Annotated in this window: 15 protein-coding genes; 5 read left to right on the top strand and 10 right to left on the bottom strand. The window is 46.4% G+C overall.

All coding sequences use genetic code 11. The features are described 5' to 3' along the window. Positions 1-9: 9 nt before the first annotated feature. Positions 10-582, bottom strand: coding sequence for a twin-arginine translocation signal domain-containing protein (locus J2S25_RS20155; RefSeq protein ID WP_044393665.1), 573 nt, complete (start codon positions 580-582; stop codon positions 10-12). A gap of 54 nt (positions 583-636) precedes the next feature. Then, positions 637-1,437 carry a formate dehydrogenase accessory sulfurtransferase FdhD gene (fdhD, locus tag J2S25_RS11330; protein WP_044393663.1) on the bottom strand — a complete coding sequence of 267 codons (801 nt, stop codon included), beginning with the start codon at positions 1,435-1,437 and terminating at the stop codon, positions 637-639. A 512-nt stretch (positions 1,438-1,949) separates the two neighbouring features. Between fdhD and pdxK the strand changes: the two genes are divergently transcribed. From pdxK to bshB2, 3 genes are all read left to right on the top strand, one after another. Continuing rightward, entirely contained in the window at positions 1,950-2,774 is an 825-nt protein-coding gene (gene pdxK, locus J2S25_RS11325) for a pyridoxine/pyridoxal/pyridoxamine kinase (protein ID WP_044393662.1), read from the top strand. A gap of 205 nt (positions 2,775-2,979) precedes the next feature. Next, entirely contained in the window at positions 2,980-3,327 is a 348-nt protein-coding gene (locus J2S25_RS11320; RefSeq protein WP_044393661.1) for a YojF family protein, read from the top strand. Positions 3,328-3,354: 27 nt separating this feature from the next. Next, positions 3,355-4,020 (top strand): bacillithiol biosynthesis deacetylase BshB2, encoded by a 666-nt coding sequence (gene bshB2, locus J2S25_RS11315; protein ID WP_044393659.1) that lies wholly within the window; start codon positions 3,355-3,357, stop codon positions 4,018-4,020. 402 nt (positions 4,021-4,422) lie between these two features. On the opposite strand, the gene J2S25_RS11310 is transcribed toward bshB2, so the two are convergent. Further along, entirely contained in the window at positions 4,423-5,283 is an 861-nt protein-coding gene (locus tag J2S25_RS11310; RefSeq protein WP_044393657.1) for a Cof-type HAD-IIB family hydrolase, read from the bottom strand. 228 nt (positions 5,284-5,511) lie between these two features. Between J2S25_RS11310 and J2S25_RS11305 the strand changes: the two genes are divergently transcribed. After that, positions 5,512-7,170: a glycoside hydrolase family 13 protein gene (locus tag J2S25_RS11305; protein ID WP_084221797.1), complete on the top strand. Its 1,659-nt coding sequence runs from the start codon at positions 5,512-5,514 to the stop codon at positions 7,168-7,170. 82 nt (positions 7,171-7,252) lie between these two features. Here the strand turns inward: J2S25_RS11305 and J2S25_RS11300 are convergent, their stop codons facing one another. From J2S25_RS11300 to J2S25_RS11290, 3 genes are all read right to left on the bottom strand, one after another. Continuing rightward, complete coding sequence (locus tag J2S25_RS11300) at positions 7,253-7,921, bottom strand: hypothetical protein (protein WP_307191940.1); 669 nt, start codon at positions 7,919-7,921, stop codon at positions 7,253-7,255. Positions 7,922-8,105: 184 nt separating this feature from the next. After that, the gene (gene ybaK / locus J2S25_RS11295; protein ID WP_307191939.1) at positions 8,106-8,582 is read right to left on the bottom strand and encodes a Cys-tRNA(Pro) deacylase; all 477 of its coding nucleotides are present in this window, start codon (positions 8,580-8,582) and stop codon (positions 8,106-8,108) included. A gap of 34 nt (positions 8,583-8,616) precedes the next feature. Beyond that, a complete protein-coding gene (locus tag J2S25_RS11290) occupies positions 8,617-9,942 on the bottom strand; it encodes a UDP-glucose dehydrogenase family protein (RefSeq protein WP_307191938.1) in 1,326 nt (441 codons plus the stop codon). 180 nt (positions 9,943-10,122) lie between these two features. Between J2S25_RS11290 and J2S25_RS11285 the strand changes: the two genes are divergently transcribed. After that, positions 10,123-11,652, top strand: a complete 1,530-nt coding sequence (locus tag J2S25_RS11285) for an FAD-dependent oxidoreductase (RefSeq protein ID WP_307191937.1) — start codon at positions 10,123-10,125, stop codon at positions 11,650-11,652. Positions 11,653-11,812: 160 nt separating this feature from the next. Here J2S25_RS11285 and J2S25_RS11280 read toward each other — a convergent pair whose 3' ends face one another. From J2S25_RS11280 to J2S25_RS11265, 4 genes are all read right to left on the bottom strand, one after another. Further along, entirely contained in the window at positions 11,813-12,712 is a 900-nt protein-coding gene (locus tag J2S25_RS11280) for an NAD(P)/FAD-dependent oxidoreductase (RefSeq protein WP_307191936.1), read from the bottom strand. A gap of 204 nt (positions 12,713-12,916) precedes the next feature. Beyond that, positions 12,917-13,585: a beta-phosphoglucomutase gene (gene pgmB, locus J2S25_RS11275; protein WP_044393649.1), complete on the bottom strand. Its 669-nt coding sequence runs from the start codon at positions 13,583-13,585 to the stop codon at positions 12,917-12,919. A gap of 70 nt (positions 13,586-13,655) precedes the next feature. Then, a complete protein-coding gene (locus J2S25_RS11270; RefSeq protein WP_044393647.1) occupies positions 13,656-15,947 on the bottom strand; it encodes a glycoside hydrolase family 65 protein in 2,292 nt (763 codons plus the stop codon). A gap of 97 nt (positions 15,948-16,044) precedes the next feature. After that, on the bottom strand, positions 16,045-18,321 hold the full coding sequence (locus J2S25_RS11265; RefSeq protein ID WP_307191935.1) for a glycoside hydrolase family 65 protein: 2,277 nt from the start codon (positions 18,319-18,321) through the stop codon (positions 16,045-16,047). Positions 18,322-18,333 lie beyond the last annotated feature (12 nt).

Here is an 18,333-nt window from a genome sequence, read left to right as displayed (position 1 = left end):
TGAACTGTGTCATATTCGTGCCTGGTGCTCTAAATAGGTGACACCAAGCCCTCTCATCATTTTCGCAAGCAAATACGTTTCTTCGTTATCCAGAGCTGCGCCGCCAAGACTGGCAATCGCTTCTGTTTTATTGACAAAAATTCCGTTTGATTTTTCAACGAATGTTTTGTCCCGTGTTTCTTTCACTCGTTTGGCGATAGTATCTAGCATCCATCCCCAATCTTTTTCTTCCCACTTATCGCTGCCTGGAGCGCGGTAACGCGGCTTCAGGACGCGCTTTTCTGAGGTGAATAATTGTCTGATCGTTGTCCCTTTGCTGCACAGGCTTCCTTCATTGATGGGATGATCCGGATCCCCTTCCGTATATACCACATCATTGTTTTTCGTATGGACTAAAATCCCGCAGCCCACAGCGCAGTATGGACAAATGGTTGGTGTTACAGTAGCTTTGGCAATCTTGAGTTCTTTTGTTTTCGCATGGACTTCTTTTTCATTGAATCCGAGCTCGACAATTGCCAGGGTTGCCGCAGTGGCACCTGACAGCTTAAGAAACTGCCTGCGATTCAGGTTGATTTCAACCATCTCTCTCTCTCCTTCCCAATAGTTGTTTGAACATCCTTGATCCCCAAATTAGCGTTAATTTAATAGTTGCTGGGCCTGGGCTTCCCCCCTTTCAAGCAGGTCTTCCGCAGCGGCGCGGGGAGTTAAATCATCATGGATCCTCCCGGCCGATGTGTAAATCGTCGCCATTTTGCCGCGAAGATAGCCGACAACTTCTATATTGAGGAATCGCGCCAGCTGAACCGCCTGCTTAGTCGCGGCTGTGCGCGAACCGATGACGGCAAAACCAAATTTTGCGGCTTTTGAGAGCATCTCATAAGAAACCCTGCCGGTCGTAAGCAAGATGAGCCGGTCTGGTTGCAAGCGCTTTCGAATTGCGTGTCCGATAATCTTATCAACAGCATTATGCCTGCCGATGTCTTCCCGGACTTCGATGCTGCCATCCTCCAGAATGAGGCAGGCTCCATGCATTCCGCCCGTTTCCAGGTACAATGGGGAATTTTGCGCAAATTCCGCTCGTTTTTTCAATAAATACGTCAACGAATAGGTGTCATTGGAATTCACTTTATTGAAATTTTTGACATCCGTCATCGAAAAGAAGGTCACTCCGCGGCCGCAGCCAGCTGTATAGTGTTTCTTTTTCGAAAACATCTGTTCTGGATCGAAGGAATTGCATAACGTCACATTCAATATGCCAGCCTTTTCCCTAATATCAACGCTAACAACATCCTCTGGGCCATCGATCAACCCTTCTGAAAAAAGGTAGCCGTAAACCCAATCTTCCAGATCCAGATTTGTCAGCTGAAAAACAGCAATTTCATATCCATTCAAAATCAGGCTGATTGGATATTCCTCAGGAAGGCCTTTCTTTGTCATGTTCTTCACCCCTTATTTGTTCGGTCATCCGTTGGTCTCGTTCAGCAATTGGCAACCTTCTTAGTTCAATGGAAATGAAAAATAATGATTAATCTTATAAACTGGCAATCTTTATCCTATCGAACTTGACATACCTGCATAAAAAGAAACATTTCACTATGCCAAAATGGTTAATACCCCTCTACCTATAATCTACTGGAAAATGACTAGGGATAACCAATGTAATTGTTACAATAATATAGATGAAAATTGTCTATTTCTTTAACAAAGTTTTTTTTAGAAAATTTTCCTATAACCCATCCTATCTTAATTCATTTTTCTACTCAGTAACTTTCCTCACGTCAAGATATGAATGACACATAATTGTCAAAAGTTAATTTTTACCTATCCTGCTTGCTTTAAAACCAATTCTTTTGTCTAATCTGGTAGAATTGGTATAATCATAAGAAAGTGTTGCGGCGGCGGTCCTGTCTATTCAGGCAGCCGCCATTCTATAAATGGAGGTAGTTCACATGAGTTTGAAAAAGGTGTTGACCATCGCAGGATCCGATACTAGCGGCGGCGCAGGTATCCAGGCTGACTTAAAAACATTCCAGGAACTTGGCGTTTACGGAATGACCGCACTTACCACGGTCGTGACGATGGATCCCAAGAATCATTGGCATCATGAAGTATTTACTCATCAAGTGGAACTGGTCGAGAAACAGCTGGAAACGATTCTATCCGTCGGAATCGATGCAATGAAGACAGGGATGCTGGGAACGGTTGATATCATCGAGCTCTCCGCCCGGAAAATCGACGAATATCACTTGGATAAAGTCGTTATTGACCCCGTTATGGTCTGCAAGGGAGAAGATGAGGTGTTGATGCCTGAAAATACCGACGCAATGAGGGAATTTCTTCTGTCAAGGGCGACGATCGTCACACCTAATATTTTCGAAGCATGGCAGCTGGCTCAGACTGGTCCAATCCGCACGATTGATGATATGAAAGAAGCTGCGGGGAAAATCCATGAGCTTGGCGCAAAAAACGTGTTGATTAAAGGCGGCAGCAAGCTCAACCACGATAAAGCAGTTGACCTTCTCTATGATGGCAAAGACTTCACTCTGTTCGAATCGGAAAAAGTAGTTTCGGGCTTCATTCATGGAGCAGGCTGCACATTTGCAGCCGCCATCACCGCTCAGCTCGCAAAAGGCCATACAGTCCCAGAAGCAGTCGGAGTCGCGAAAAAATTTATCACAGAGGCAATCAAGCACGGCTTCCGACTAAACGAATACGTAGGACCAACCGCACATCTTGCCTACAATCAATATGCAGGCGGCAACCGCGGAGAGTAAATTGAAAAAAAGGGGTGGCAGCTGCCATCCTTTTTTATACGGCCAAAGCGTACATTTCGCTTTCAGTAGAATTTTTTAGTAAAATAGACATAGCATCGCTTTTCCTAAACTAAAAAAGCAGAAGGAGTGGGCTTTTCACTAACAAGGTGTCCCTTCTGCTTGTATAAACTTGAACACGTCGAAATCCGGGGAAGGAGGAACAACGATGGATCCGGTGATTTTGTCAACTGTCCAGGACGCATTGGACCGTTTGAAAGACAAGGAAGTCTACATTCATTTGGAAACAACCAATGGGGCATACGCTTCCCATAACGATGAGTCGTTCTTTTCATCAGGCGCCTATATCCGCAATGCAAAGGTCACTTATGAACGCGGGAAAATTACTGGGGAAGGCCCGTATCGAGTAGGTTTAAAGATCCCATTCGGCTGGGTGTACGCAGAAGGAATTACTCATTTTGAGATTGATCAAAAGGGCAGGCTGCTGCTTGCTGGCCATGATTTCAATGGGAAATTAGCCGTTGCCCTTGAAATAAGCGAAACGCCGTTCGACTAACGATTGCTGAGAAAGGAGAGATTTTACATGGAAAAAGAAAGGCAGGTTCTTGTCGTGTTCCCTCATCCTGATGATGAGGCATTCGGTGTTTCAGGGACAATTGCATCCCATGTCAATATGGGGACGCCTGTCACATATGCCTGTCTGACACTTGGACAGATGGGTCGAAATATGGGAAACCCGCCGTTTGCAAATAGGGAAACCTTACCGGCGATTCGCGAACAAGAATTAGACAACGCTGCTAGAGCAATGGGAATCAATGATTTGCGAAAGCTTGGCTTCCGTGACAAGACGATTGAGTTTGAGGATGAAAACAGACTCACAAACCTCATGTCCTCTCTGATCACTGAATTGAACCCGTCGCTTATTATCACCTTCTACCCTGGCTACTCCGTCCACCCCGACCATGAAGCAACAGGGGCGGCAGTGGTGCGGGCAGTAGAAAAAATGCCCGAAACAAGCAGGCCAAAACTGCATTGTGTCGCATTTTCGCGCAATTGTGTTGAAGAGCTTGGCGAACCGGACATCGTCTATAATATCAGTGCCGTTGCCGACATCAAGCTCGATGCCATTCGCGCCCACCGCTCGCAAACCGAGCTGATGCTTGCAAATATGGCTGACAAGCTGAAAGCGAAGGATCCACAAACGATGGCTTGGCTTCATAATGAACGCTTTTGGACGTATCCATTTTAATCCACCTAGTACAGGTGGATTTTTCATTTTAGTGGGATGATGATGCAGAAACAGAACGGACGATTCTGCATGGATTGGCAGGACCGAACAGTAAGAATTGAACCGGGCGTGGTGCCCGGTTTTTTTGAATTGGAAAAAATCAAGGAAAATTTCCAGTTCGCCAATATATTTTGATTTTCGCCAATAAACCTGTGAAAATCGCCAATAAAATTCGATTTTCGCCAATAAAATTGTGAACTCCGCCAATAAAACTCGATTTTCGCCAATAAAATGGTTAGCGTCTTTATAATAGGAAGTTAAACTCTCCTTCCTGTACAATTTTACGTCATCTTCCTCACTCGGCGGTGGTATTATCGCTAATCGACAGCAAAACCTACAAGATTCTACCAATCTTTTCGAAAATCAGTCTGTCAATACCTTCCTAATGGCCTTCGCGACTCCGCACTCTTCATTCGTCATTGTCACTTCATCGCATAATGCTTTGATTTCTTCGACTGCATTGCCCATTGCAACCGATTTTCCGACTCTTTCCAGCATAGATACGTCATTAAAATGATCTCCGATAGCCATCGTTTCCTCCAGGGTAATCCCTCTTGATTGAACGAATTTTCCAAGCGCGATGCCTTTTTGTGCTTCTAGGCTTGAGATCTCGATATTCTCCCGCCCAGATGAACTTACCGCTAATCCGGCAATTTCCTTCAACCCAATCCTGGCGGCATCAAGCTTGGCATCATCGAGAGAGAAAGCCAACAATTTGTAAATTTCATATTGATCGTCTTCGAATAACTCGTCATAATGATCTACTTTTGTAATCAACCCTTTGTGCAGCCTTTCTTCGGCTGACGCAGCAATCTGTTCGATTGGTACTTCTGGATTGGCGGTTGAAAAAATATCCACAATTGTGGAGACTGCTTTATCTATGTCTTCCGTGAATGTGCCTTCGTTTGTATATACCTCAAAATAGACACCGCTCTCCACAAGCCGTAATGCAGCCTGACTGGCGATCGCCTTATCCAGCGGACTGGAGGCAATAACCTCGCCTGCTTCCGAACGGACCTCGGCGCCATTCACACAAATCATTGGCAGCTTTAAACCTGCTTCCTCCACCACGAATTTAGCCTCGTGGTAAGAGCGCCCGGTCGCAACCACAACCTCCACGCCCTGCTCCTTGGCGCTGATAATCGCTTTGCGGTTTTCAAGTGGGATCTTTTGGGTCGCCGTCAATAATGTTCCATCCATATCAGTTGCTATGCACTTAATCATCTCTTCACCTTCTGCTTATATTTTTCTGTAATACTATTCATGATAGACCCTAAAAGCTGCAACAGGCAAATATTATGGAGAAGTTGTTGTCAGACAACAGACGAATTACAAACACCTTTAACATTATTCCATATTGTCAGTTAATCATCCCTATGCTATAATACGCGGTAATGATGCAATCGTTTGCACGCGCAAGACTATCCCTACTATACTCGAGGAGGGTTCCCATTGAAACATACGTGGTGGAAAGAGGCTGTTGCCTATCAGATATATCCTAGGAGCTTCATGGATTCCAACGGCGATGGCATCGGCGATTTGCAAGGAATCATTTCAAAGCTTGATTATTTACAGGATTTGGGGATCGATGTCATCTGGATCTGCCCAATGTACAAGTCCCCTAATGACGATAACGGATATGATATTAGTGATTATCAGGATATCATGGATGAATTTGGGTCGATGGCAGATTTTGACCAGCTGCTCGCTGAAACGCACAGGCGCGGCATGAAATTGATTATTGACCTTGTGATCAACCATACGAGCGATGAGCACCAATGGTTCATCGAATCCCGCGCATCCAAGCACAGTCCGAAACGCGATTGGTATATTTGGCGCGATGGCAAGGACGGCGCAGAACCAAACAACTGGGAGAGCATTTTTGGCGGCTCTGCCTGGGAGTACGATGAGCTGACAAATCAGTACTTTTTGCACATCTTCTCTCGCAAACAGCCAGACCTAAACTGGGAAAATAAACAAGTCCGTACGGCATTGTATGAGATGATTAACTGGTGGCTGGATAAGGGAATCGACGGCTTCCGAGTGGACGCCATCAGTCATATCAAAAAAGAGGAAGGTCTGAAGGATATGCCAAACCCTGAAGGACTGCCCTATGTGTCTTCTTTTGAAAAGCATATGAATGTCGATGGAATCCAGACATTCCTTGAGGAACTGAAACAGGAGACCTTCGCTAAGTACGATATCATGACAGTTGGGGAAGCAAATGGTGTCAGCATCGAGGAAGCGGATCTCTGGGTCGGCGAGGAGCAGGGGAAGTTCAATATGGTCTTTCAGTTTGAACATCTTGACTTGTGGGATTCTGAAAAAAAAGCACTGGACTTGGCAAAATTGAAAAACACCTTTACCCGCTGGCAAAAAGGCCTCGAAGGAAAAGGCTGGAATGCGTTATTCATCGAAAACCATGATAAGGCTCGAATTGTTTCCACCTGGGGAGATGATCAGTCCTACTGGCGCGAAAGTGCGACTGCGCTTGCCGCAATGTACTTCCTAATGCAGGGTACGCCCTTCATCTATCAGGGCCAAGAAATTGGCATGACGAATGTTCAATTTCCTTCCATCGATGATTACGATGATGTTGCCACTAAAAACCTGTACACTATTCGTCGTGAAAATGGCGTCTCCCATGAAGAAATCATGAACTTCATCTGGGCAACAAGCCGCGACAACTCTAGAACACCTATGCAGTGGTCCAATGCTGTAAATGCCGGGTTCACAACCGGAAGTCCATGGTTAGGGATAAACCCAAATTACCAAGCTGTTCATGTAGAAGCTCAGCTCATGGACCAAGATTCCATCCTTCATTTTTACAAAAAGATGATTCAGATGAAGAAGGCCAATCAAGTGTTCACTTACGGCACATACGACTTGGTTCTGGAAGGACATGAGCAGATCTATGCATACACGCGTACATTGGATGACAAGCAGGCGATCGTGATTTCAAATTTGTCCGGTGAACCGGCAAGCTTCGCATTTGACGGTTTCCCGCTCGAAACAAGCAGGCTTTTGCTCCACAATTATCAAGTGGAAGACCATGGACCAGCAGCAGCGTTCACCTTCAAACCTTATGAAACAAGGGTTTATACAAAATAATTCACCACTGCTGAACAAAATTAGAACGCTCCTGCAACTTTGTGAAGCAGAAAAGAGAAGCAGCATGCTTCTCTTTTTTTACTTATTGACACTGAAATGAACGGATCTGACTTAAATCTACGCCGTAATATACCCAACCGCGGCGGCGGCTCCATCTCCAGCCGGCTATTGAATTGCGTCCAAGGAATACCGGGTAGTACCAAAAGCTTCTGCCGTTCATCAACCAAATATAAGTAAATCGGTACAAGCATCTGCGGATTCCGCCTGGATCGACTGCAAAGGCCGTTGCTTGCTCCTGCGGTACATAGGTTGGCGGCGGAGATGATGGCGGACCTCCTGCCTGGCCTCCGCTAGGTGATCCCCCTGGTCCTCCGGGGTTACCTGGGTAGCCACCTGGACTGCCTGGGTAGCCACCCGGTCCTCCTGGGAAGCCACCTGGATTGCCTGGAAACCCACCCGGTCCTCCTGGGAAACCACCTGGACTGCCTGGAAACCCACCCGGTCCTCCTGGAAATCCGCCTGGATTACCCGGAAATCCACCCGGTCCTCCCGGGAAGCCGCCTGGACTGCCTGGGAAGCCGCCCGGCCCTCCTGGAAATCCACCTGGAATCCCTGGGAAGCCGCCCGGTCCTCCTGGGAAGCCACCATACATTCTAGGGTACACCTGTTGTTCGTATTCATTTTCATCATAATCATATTCAGCTTCCAATTGCTGATTCGGTCCGTATGGGTAGAAGTTATTGCTATGCAATCTCATATCCCCTCTCTTGATGTATTCCATGTAATCTATGCAAAACGCCTAGTTTGGTGCTAGCTGGCACGAAAGTTTTCCTATTTTTCGAAGCAAATTGCTTAGTCTTTTTTAGCGGAAATTCAATAGAAAAGCTCATAAAAAACAGTCTCCGCATCCAGAGACTGTTTTTTAGGAAAGCTATTCAGATTCTCAAATTGGCATATTTCGCGTCAGTTGCCTGAATCAACTGATCCGGTGCGAGCTCGACTTGGAAGCCGATTTTCCCGGCACTGACGATGATCGTATTTCGTGCTCGTGCGCTCTCGTCTAAGAACGTTGGATAGTTCTTTTTCATGCCAATCGGTGAGCAGCCGCCGCGGATATAGCCGGTGAATTTCTCGATGTCCTTGACCGGCAGCATTTCTACTTTCTTCTCGCCAGCTTCCTTTGCCGCCTTTTTCAGGTCCAGCTCGGCTGCGACGGGAAGAACGAAGACATATAAATTCTTGCTTGCCCCAACTACTACAAGCGTTTTATACACCTGTGCGGGGTCGCGGCTGATTTTGCCGGCAACCGTCACTCCGTCAATCTTTCCGTCCTTCGCATCATAAGCGAAAATTTCATACGATACTTTCTGTTTATCTAAAATTCGCATTACATTCGTTTTGCCCTTTGCCATCCTGTTCCCTCCCGACCTGAGGTTTTGCATGCCATCATCGTTTCAGACTGACTTGAACATTCACCGCCTTCCTTCCGACAGAAACATACGCTATTCCCGCTGCTTCTGCCTCGGCAACGTCATAGCAGTTTCGCCCGTCAAAAATAATTGGCTGCCGCATCAGTAATCGATACCGCGCTAAGTCATACTCGGTGATTTCCGGCCATTCGGTCATGATGAACACTGCATCCGCCCCTTTGATGGCAGCATCGGCATTTTCAGCATAATAAAGACTGCTGCCAAAAACTGGTGATACTTTGCCCGAAGCAGCCGGGTCATAGACAGAGATATCCGCTTGTTCGTCCAGCAGCCTAGCAATCAGCTCCATAGCGGGCGCCTCGCGGATGTCATCGGTATGCGGCTTGAACGCAAGGCCCAGCACAGCCACCCTTTTTCCGTGAAGACTGCCAAACAGCTCCTTTGCTTTATAAAAAAGCTGCTGTTTCTGCCTGCTGTTCACCTCGATGACGGAACGAAGAATTTTAAAGTCATAATTGCAGGACTCTGTCAGTTTTTCCAGCGCCTTTGTATCCTTCGGAAAACAGGATCCTCCATAGCCAATTCCCGCATTTAAAAACTGGCTGCCAATTCTGTGGTCCATGCCGATTCCTTTTGCCACGTCGCCGATATCAGCACCCATATGCTCACATAAATTTGCGATTTCATTGATAAAACTAATTTTCGTCGCCAAAAACGCATTGGCCGCATACTTGATTAGCTCGGCACTGCGGACATCTGTCTGTAAAATCGGCCGGTCAAATGGTTCATAAAGCCTAGCCACCGCGCGGCCGGTCTCCTGATCATCTGCCCCGATGACAATCCGGTCTGCGTGAAAGGTATCAAGAATGCCCGATCCCTCGCGGAGAAACTCAGGATTTGACACGACGCTTACCCGCAGTTCTCTCGGAATGTTGGCTTTCAGTTTGTCCTTGACCCGCTCATTGGTCCCAACAGGCACCGTACTTTTAATGACAAGGATGGCATCCTTGTTCAGATTGTTGGCGATCTCGGCAATTGCGCCCTCCAGGTACTCAAGATTTGCTGATCCATCTTCCTTTTCAGGCGTTCCGACTGCGATGAAAAAATAATCAGCGTTCCTGCAAGCGGCTTTTCCATCGTTTGTAAAAGAAAGCCTTCCATTAGCAAGATTTCTTCTCAGCATCTCCTCAAGACCCGGCTCAAAAATCGGACACTTCCCCTGGGAAAGAGTGTCGATTTTCGTTTCCTCTATATCAAAACAAGTAACATTGTAGCCTATTTCGGCAAAACAAACACCGGTGACAAGACCAACATAGCCTGTCCCAAAAACTGCAATTTTCATATTGGCCTCCGTAGCTTTTTATCTTTATTTTAACATGCAGTACTTCGAATCCTGGTCAATTCGCTTCATTTGGGAAAAACTTGTCTATTGCCATTTTTACGGGGTAAAAGGAAAACTAGCATGATTCTCACGAAAACAGGAAAAATTAAAGACTATGAAGACTTTTAAGGAGGATTGTTGATGAACGATTCAAAGCTACCTCGTTTCCCTGAACCTTATTGGCGCACGACAGCTGAGCTGCCTGCTTTCTCGAAGCTGCAGGAAGATCTAAGGACAGACGTTGCGATTATTGGAGGTGGAATCACCGGCTTGACCTCTGCCTATTTGCTGGCAAAGGCTGGTGCGAAAGTATCTGTAATCGAAGCTGGGAGCATTTTAAATGGAACAACCGGACATACGACCGCAAAGGTGACTGCCCAGCATGGACTGATTTATGATGAGCTCATCAGCCATTTTGGTGAGGACCATGCGCGCCTTTACTATCAAGCCAATTTCGCTGCCATGCAATTTGTCAAACAGCTCGTAAAAGAACAACAGATTGATTGCGATTTTTCTGAAGAAGATGCCTATTTATATACCAATTCTGACAAGGAAATGGCGAAGCTGCTGTCGGAATTTAAGGCTTATGAGAAGCTGGGTGTGGCGGGCAGTGAGTATGTTTCCAAGCTGCCAGTTCCTGTCGATGCAATGGCGGCAATTGTCATGAGAAACCAGGCGCAATTTCACCCGCTGAAATTTTTGAAGCATTTAGTGGACCGTTTTACAGAAATGGGCGGCCAGATTTATGAACATACAACCGCTGTCGATTTGGAGGAAGGCTCTGAGCCCGTTGTTACAACAAGGGACGGGCATAAGGTGCACTGCAATCAGCTGATCATCAGCACTCATTTTCCATTTTATGATCTAAAAGGCTTTTATTTTGCCAGGATGCAGGTCCATCGCTCCTATGTGCTTGCTGTCAAGACTGAAAAGGAATTCCCAGGCGGGATGTACATCAATGCCGAAACACCGACTCGCTCCCTGCGCTCTACGGACTGGAACGGCGAGAAGCTTGTGCTGTTTGGCGGAGACAGTCATATTACCGGACAGGATGACAATACACACCAGTATTATGAAGCCCTCGAGGCGTTTGCTGCCGAGACGTTCGGCGTAAAAGACATCCCATTCCGTTGGAGCGCCCAGGATCCGACTACACTTGATAAAATACCTTATGTTGGAAAATACTCCTCGAGCACGGATAACATTTTTGTTGCCACTGGCTACCGGAAATGGGGAATGAGCAATGGCATACAGGCCGCGCTGCTCATGACCGACCTTGTCTTACGGAAGGAAAATCCTTACGAGGACGTTTTCGAACCACAAAGATTCCATTCAAAACCCGATGTCGCAGCATTTGTTGCTGATAATGCCCTCGTTGCAAAGGAGCTGATGAAAGGAAAACTGGATCGGCCATCGACAAATCCAGAGGGCCTCGGTCAGGAGGAAGGCGCCGTCGTTACAGTGAACGGCAAACGAGCTGGAGCTTATCGTGATGAAAACGGCCAGCTGCATGTCGTGGATACCACCTGTACTCACATGGGCTGCGAGCTTAACTGGAACAATGGCGATCGCACCTGGGACTGCCCTTGCCACGGATCACGCTTCTCTTTTAAAGGCGATGTCATCGACGGTCCCGCCGAACTGCCGCTGGAAAAAGTCGATCTAGAATAAAGCAAAAGCCGCCATTCATGTTTGAGTGGCGGCTTTTTTTGGTTTTGTCCAGCAGGAAACGCATTCCCCGACCGGGATTATATGGTTCACAACCGGTTAATAAAGTGCCCCAACCAGGATAAAGGCCTTTCAAAAATGGAAAGTCACCTGACAGATAAGATTATCCCTTTTCCGCTAAAAGTGTTTTATGAATCCAGATGCTGGCTTGCATGCCGTCTCCCATCGCGATCGTTGTCTGCTCGGAGTGGGCGACAAGGTCTCCTGCCGCCCAGACGTTCTCGACATTAGTCCTTTTCGTCCGTGGGTCCACTAATACATGCTTATTTTTATGAAGATCGACACCAAGCTGTTGTGCGAGCTGGGATTTCACTTCATTCCCGCCAAAAGCAATGAAACCGCGTTCTGAAGTCCATTCCTCGCTGTTTGCGAGCACAACTCCTCTAAAGTCTGAACCATCCGCCAGCACTTTTTCAATCGGTCCTTCCACATACTTTATTCCCTTTTTCTCCATGGCGGACATTATCTCCTCGTCCACTTCTTTGTTTTCATGATTCACATATGTGAGTTTATCAGTAAAATAATTCAAGGTCAGTGCCATGTTCGCACCGGGGTTACCAGATCCCATCACGATTGTCGATTTATCCTTCACTTCCTGTCCATCACAATCCGGACAGATATACACACTGATTCCAAGAGTAGGCATCAGCTCCGGGAAAGGCGGAATTCGGTCCATGACTCCTGTGGCCAAGAGCAATGTCTTCGCTTCGTAAGTGTCCCCGCTCTCCGCCTTAACTTCAAAACCGGAACCTGTCTTTTGTGCAGCTTCCGCCTTTCCAATCACAAAGCTCACGCCATATTCAGCTGCCTGTTTTCGGCCAATCTCCCTTAACTGTGGTCCGCTTACACCATCAGGAAAACCAAGTATATTATGATAGCTTTGGCATAATGCCGACCGTCCATCCCCTGCATCAAGCACCATTATGTTATGTTTGTAACGTCCGAGCTGAATCGCCGCCTGCAGTCCGGCAATCCCGCCCCCAACTATAAGGCAATCGTACACATTGCTACACCGTCCTTAAAAAAAAGCCAATAGTAGCATATTTCCCTGTTGAAGAGTAGATAATCCGTTATATAAATCAGATATGGATCATAAGAACAAAGATCAACAAGATGCCCAGCTTTTATAGGAAATGAAGCGATCACTCATAGAGTGATCGCTAATTTATAAAACCCAGCTGTACATCTGCTTCTGGGTTCTGAAATATTAGCCATTATACACTTCTATTATCTTCTCCAAAGACAGCTCTGCAGTGCTGGCATAGACAATATCAGCATTTTCAAAGCTTTCCTTAGGACCGACTGCAACAGCGAACATGCCGGCAGCTTTGATAGCCTGTATGCCTGCTGCTGCATCCTCGATACTGATGCAGGCCTCCGGCTCAACCCCTAGCATTTCTGCTGCGCGAAGGAACACTTCCGGATGCGGTTTGCCGTGTGCGACTGTTTTTGCATCTACTATCCCATCAAATTCGGCTTTTAACCCGAGCGATTCCATCACAGTAAATGCATTCTTGCTAGCGGACGCAAGGCCTAGTTTTAGCCCGCTTGTTTTAATGTCGGCAATCAATTCCTTGATCGCCGGCAACAGGTCATCAGGAGTGATGTTCTGGATCAAGGTTAGGTAGTGCTCATTTTTCTTTTCAGCTAAAGCTTGTTTTTCGTCCGCTGAAAAATCGCCTGTCCGGCTGCCAAGCTCGAGAATCTTTTCGAGCGAATCCATCCGGGAAACGCCCTTCAATTGCTCGTTATCCTCGCGAGTAAACGAAATCCCTAACTCCTCCGCCAGCGCTTTCCACGCTAAAAAATGGTATTCCGCTGTATCAGTGATGACCCCATCAAGGTCAAAAATAAATGCTTTAAGTGATCTAACCATGAGTAAATCTCCTTTTTGAAAACATTCAGACTGTCATTATCCTGTCTTCCCCATTTAGCAACAGAGACTGTTATCGATATTTTATAGAAAGCTCGCCTTCTGCAGGGATGGTTGCTGCCTTGCCGTAAAGTTTTATCGCGAGTTCAGGTCCTTGCTGTGTGAGGACGACGCTTTCTTGGTTTACTTCTACCTTGATATAGTGGTCGCGGTAGATGATGTGGAAGCTGTATTGATTCCATGCTTTCGGGATGAATGGCGCGAATGACAATACGCCTTCTGCTGTGCGCATACCTGCGAAGCCCTGGACGATCGCCAGCCATGCACCGGTCATACTTGTGATGTGCAGGCCGTCTTCTGTATCGTTGTTGTAATTGTCAAGGTCGAGGCGGGCCGTGCGGTTGTACATTTCATATGCCTTCTCTTCCATGCCAAGCTCTGCAGCAAGCACCGCATGAACGCTTGGAGATAGAGAAGATTCATGAACGGTCATTGGCTCATAAAATTCAAAGTTGCGGCGCTTCTCTTCCTTTGTGAACTCGTGATTGAAGAAGTATAGGCCTTGAAGGACGTCCGCCTGCTTGATAAAGCAGCTGCGCAAAATTCTGTCCCATGACCAATTTTGATTGATCGGGCGTTCCTCAGCGGCAAGCTCCTCCACCGTCATCAGATCTTTATCAAGGAATGTATCGTGCTGAATGAATACGCCCTTTTCTTCATCATATGGGAAGTACATTTTTTCGATGATTTCCTGCCACTTTGTCAGCTCTTCCTCTGTTATCGCATGGCCGACGAGGCGCGCCTCATGGCCATTTTGGTTTAGGAAATCAATGACGTCAAGCGTGTAGCGCAATGTCCAGACCGCGATGCGGTTCGTGTACCAGTTGTTGTTCACATTATTTTCGTATTCATTCGGTCCGGTAACGCCATGAATCATATACACATTCTTCGGTTTGTTGTAGTGGACGCGGTCTGCCCAGAAACGGGAAATGCCGACGAGTACATCGATTCCGTATTCATGGAGATAATTTTTATCGCCCGTATAGTTGACATAGTTGTAGATCGCATAGGCGATGGCTCCATTACGGTGAATCTCTTCGAATGTGATTTCCCACTCGTTATGGCTCTCCACACCTGTGAACGTCACCATTGGAAAAAGCGCACCCTTTGATCCTTGCTGCTTTGCATTATGGAAGGCGCCGTCAAGCTGGTTGTGGCGATAGATCAACAGATTTCGGGCAACCGTTGACTCTGCAGTCGACAAATAGAGCGGGATTGCATAAGCCTCCGTATCCCAGTATGTCGCACCGCCATATTTTTCCCCCGTGAAGCCTTTAGGTCCGATGTTCAAGCGTGAATCTTCCCCATAATAAGTGGAAAACAGCTGAAACAGGTTGAAACGGATTCCTTGCTGAGCCGAATCGTCCCCGGCAATTTCGATATCTGCGATTTCCCAGCGGCTCTCCCAGCCCTTGCTGTGCTTTTCCAAAAGCTGTTCAAAGCCTTGTGCAACAGATCGATCAAGGACGTCACGGCCTTTTGCAACCAGCTCAAACGCTTCATAATCACGGTCCGTCGTAACAGCAACATATTTATAAAGGGTCACTGTCTGCCCCTTGTCCGCTTTCACTTCGATCACATTTTCGACATATTCTTCCTTTTGGCTGACTTTCTGTTTGACTACTTCCCCTTCCACAACCGTTTGCATAGTAGCCGCAACTTGGAAAGTCGGTGTGCCGAATGGATTGTCTTTCGTCTTCATCACCAGGCTGCCGCGATAAGCTGCTGCATCCCTGCTGATTTCATACCAGAAATCTTCTTCATAATTGGAGTCTTCATTGCGAACATCGCCATCGAGATAAGGAACAAAGGTTACGATTCCATCGTAGTTCTTGGCTGTGACGGCGTAGCGAATCGCTGCCAGCTCCTTGTCAGCTACTGACAGGAAGCGCACGACTTCCACTTCTGTTTCCTTGCCGTTTTGATTGATGGTGAATGTACGTGTCATAACACCATGCTGCATATCAAGCTCGCGATAGTACTTGCTTACTTCGGCCTTATTCAAATCCACTTCTTCGCCATCGATAAGAACTTTGATCCCGATAAAGTTCGTAGAGTTGATCACCTTCCCAAAATAATCCGGATACCCGTTCTTCCACCAGCCGACACGGGTTTTATCAGGAAACCAGACACCAGCAATATAGGAACCGCGGTGAAAATCTCCTGTGTATGTTTCTTCAAAATTCCCGCGCATGCCCATATGTCCATTCCCAAGGCTCATAATGCTTTCAGCCAGGCGGAAATCCTCTCGATGTAATTCCGTTTCAATGATCTTCCAGCTATCAATCTCAAATAATCTTTTCATAGCTTTTATCTCCCTTTACAGTTGAACAAACGTTTGCACTATTATACCATGATTTCCCCTGCAAAAGGGAAAATCATGATAAATCGAATTGGATAAATCAGGAGACATATTCCTTGCCGCTTCGCAAGGTGATTTTTTCACCGTTCAAATACAAAGTAAGTTCCTCTCCGGCAACGAGTTCAAGTTTCACGCCAGCCTGGCTAATCAAAATATCCAATCGCATTCCTTTATACTTGACTTTAAATCCATATTGGCTCCAGTTTTCTGGAATAGAAGGATTCAAGACGATTCCGTTTTCCTTAAGCCGCAGACCTGCAAAACCATAAACAATCGACATCCATGTCCCGCCCATATTTGCCATATGAAGCCCATCCTTCGTGTTTCCATGGGTATTATCAAGGTCAAGCCGAGCGGTTTCAATAAAGTATTCATACGCTTTTTTATAGTCTCCTATTTTAGCGGCCATGATGCTGAATATGCAGGAAGACAAGGATGAGTCATGTGTCGTAATTCGCTCATAATAGCTGAATGAATTTTTAATCGTCTCGAAATCTTGCTCCTCCTCAAGTAAAAAATGGGCGAGAACGGTGTCCGCCTGCTTGCATACCTGGTATCGGTATAAGGTAAGCGGATGGTAGTGCAGCAGCAGAGGATAGTGATCCTTCGGCGTATGATCAAAATCCCATACCGCTTTTTTCAGGAAGGAGTCATCCTGTGGATTTATTTTGAGTTCTTTGTCATAAGGCAGATAAATGTTCTGGCCGGCTTTTTCCCAGCTGCTGACCTCCGCTGTTGATAACTTCAGTCTGTCGGCGAGCTGTGCCAATTGCTCCGGCTCTTTGTCCAGCATCATCTTGTACATCTTTGCTGCCCATTGAAGATTATATTTTGCCATCACATTCGTGTAGTAATTGTTGTTAATGATGCACGTGTATTCATCCGGGCCGGTAACCGCATCAATCTTGAATAAACCTTCGTGATAATGACCAACTTCCAGCCATAGCCGGGCAGTTTCAAACAATACTTCTGCCCCATATTCCATGATAAAATCCCTGTCTTCCGTAGCGAGGTAATACTGGACATAACTATAGGCAATGTCCGCACTAATATGATACTGCGCCGTACCTGCGGGAAAATACGAGGACGATTCTCCCCCTGAAATGGTCCGCCACGGAAACAAAGCTCCCTGTTTATGGCCCATTTCCTTTGCGCGGGCACGAGCATGATCCAAAATGGAGTAGCGGTATCGTAAAAGCTGCTTCGCAAGGTCAGGATGACTTAGCATGAACACAGGAAGAATATAAATTTCCGTGTCCCAAAAGTAATGTCCTTCATAGCCTTCACCGGAGAGCCCTTTGGCTGAAATATTGCTGTATTTGTCCCTGCCTGTAGACTGCAGCAGCTGGAACAGATTAAAGCGGATTCCTTCCTGGAGGTTGTCATCGCCGCGAATGATAATATCGGAGCCTTCCCAGAAGCCTTCCATATATTCTGTTTGCAATTCCAAAATTTGATCAAAGGTTTTGTCCCGTAAGTTTTGAATGATTCCCATTCCTTGTTCCACTATATTCCCTTCATGCCGAAGATTGTCCGTATACACATTCCATTTCGTCAGCTTAACAGGGCCAGACAATTGGAAATCAATGACCATCTCTACCCCTGAATCTTTTTTTACAAACTCGGGAACGCCTTCCGCACCAGAGAGATGGTGGGTGGACACACAGGAAGTTTGCAGCTTTGAAACAAACGTTTCATTCAAGGTATAGAGAATTTCCTGTGAGATACCCGTTTCCTTTACCGACAGCATTTTTGCATGTCCGGATCCAACCCTCGGATCATTTGGATTGACGTAATTGGCTATATTTCCATTAATAGAAGAAAGGATTTTGACTTTGCCAAAAAAATTTACCGGTTCGATCATTGTCTCTATCACGAATAATTCACGGTAGAAAAACGATACAAGCCGACGGAAGGTCAATTTGACTTCCTTCCCTGCAGGAGATTGCCAGTGGATCACCCGATCTGCATAACCTTTATCCAGATGAAGCTGGCGGTTATAGGAAAGAACTTTCCCTTCGAATAAGGAAAAACGTTCCTCCTCCTCGCCAAAAAAAATTTGGACGGTCTGTGAGTCGATTACATTGACCAATTTTTGCTGTGTTTCTGGAAAGGCAAACAGCTTTTCCCCATAAGGAATTTCAATGATGTCATGAAAAGCATTCTGGTATGCACCTCGAATGGATTCCATGCCTTCCCCGTAGCCTTCTTCAAAGTTTCCTCGAATGCCCAGGTATCCGTTCCCAAGCGAATATAAGCTTTCCTCCAGAAGCAGAGAATCCTGTGTCCGTTCATTGCTAGTTAAGGTCCAAGTCATACTCTTCACTCA

Origin of the sequence: Mesobacillus stamsii, from assembly GCF_030814065.1 — a bacterium.
Classification (GTDB): domain Bacteria; phylum Bacillota; class Bacilli; order Bacillales; family Cytobacillaceae; genus Mesobacillus; species Mesobacillus stamsii.
The sequence above is the reverse complement of the archived record's forward strand: the minus strand, read 5'-3'. Positions and strand labels throughout refer to the sequence as shown.